This is a genomic window from Nonomuraea lactucae, from assembly GCF_003313395.1.
Taxonomy (GTDB): domain Bacteria; phylum Actinomycetota; class Actinomycetes; order Streptosporangiales; family Streptosporangiaceae; genus Nonomuraea; species Nonomuraea lactucae.
Window position 1 is genome coordinate 1 of the sequence record NZ_QNFZ01000512.1, and the last position, 1,473, is coordinate 1,473.

1 protein-coding gene is annotated in these 1,473 nt (G+C 74.3%); it reads right to left on the bottom strand.

Features of this window, described 5'->3' with window-relative positions:
- Positions 1-375 precede the first annotated feature (375 nt).
- A partial coding sequence (locus tag DQW85_RS23130) for a CaiB/BaiF CoA transferase family protein (protein ID WP_162795269.1) occupies positions 376-1,473 on the bottom strand: 1,098 nt, incomplete at its 5' end.

Consider the following 1,473-nt stretch of genomic DNA (forward strand, 5'->3'; position numbering starts at 1 on the left):
GGATCCATCCACGGGTTGATCGCGTACTCGACCGTGAAGTGATCCGGGCGGCACATCAGGAAGTGCTTGGGCATGCGGGACTCCATCCTCGTCGGGGGGCGGTCCGCGGAAGGGGGACCGGCACCAGCGTAAGAATGGGTGTTTACGCAGGCCAAGCGGCTGGAATTGCGTCTTGGCGCGATTGTGTTGCGAGCATCCCCGTGCGGTCCGCGATCCGTTGCGCACATCCCGGAGCGACGGCGGCGGCGGGCCGGCGAGCCGGGACGGCAGGGCGGGGATCCCGTCTCGCACCACGGAGGACTCGGCCCGAACACCCGCTCCGCGCTGCGCACGTCCGTTGCGCGGAGGTGCGGCAGGCGCGGCGCGAGGGCCGGGCTAGGGCATCGCGACCGGGAACGGCAGGAGCGGGCCCGCGAGCGGGTGCTCGACCGTGCGGCTGGACGCCTCCACCGCCTCCAGCGGCGACAGGACCTCGGCCACCGGTACGCCCGCGGCCGACAGCTCAGCCAGGGCGGTCGCGGCTTCGCGGGTGGCCAGGGCGCCCGCCACCGCCGCGTTGATCTTGTCGGCCGCCTCCTCCCTCGCCTGGTACGCCGACCACCGCGGGTCCGCCCACTCAGCGAGATCGAGCACCCGTGCGAGGCGCTGGAAGAAGTGGTCCTCGATGGCCCCGACCGCGATCGACCTCCCGTCGCCGCAGGCGAAGACGCCGTAGCCGGGCCTGTTCAGGGCCATCGCCCGCTGACCGTCCAGGTCGGTGCTGCCCGCGTGGTGGAAGGCGCCCAGCCGCGGGTTCAGCCAGTGGGCCAGGCAGTCGCGGATGGACACGTCCAGGTGGCGCCCCCTGCCGGTGGCCGTCCGCTCGTGGAGCGCGGCGAGCAGGGCCGACATGGCGTACATCGCGGCGCACAGGTCGGCGATCGGCACCCCGGGACCCCACGCGGGCGGTCCGCCCGGCACGCCCGCCAGCGCCACCACACCGGCGTGGGCCGCGTACGTCACGTCATGGCCGGGCTCTCCGGCGAGCGGGCCCGACTGGCCGAAGCCGGAGATCGAGACGTACACCAGCCGGGGATTGACGGCCAGGATCTTCGCGGGGTCGAGGCCCAGGCGCGTCATCACGCCTGGCCGGAACCCCTCGACCAGCACGTCCGCCTCGGCGACCAGCGCCCGCACCCCGGCGCGTGCGGCCGGGTCCTTGAGGTCGGCCGTTCTGAACTCCTTGCCCCGGTTGACCGCGGCGAAGAGCCCGGGGGACAGGTGCCGGGCGTTGTCCCCGCCGGGGCGCTCCACCTTGATCACGCGCGCGCCGAGGTCGGCGAGGTTCTGGGTGAGGAACGGGCCGGGCAGCAGTTCGCTGAAGTCGACCACCACCAGGCCGGCCAGCGGTCCGGCCGAGGGGCCCGACGCCGGTCCCGCCGGTCCGGCCGGAGGCTCGGCCGACGGTCCGGCGGTCGGCTCGCCAGGTGGCCC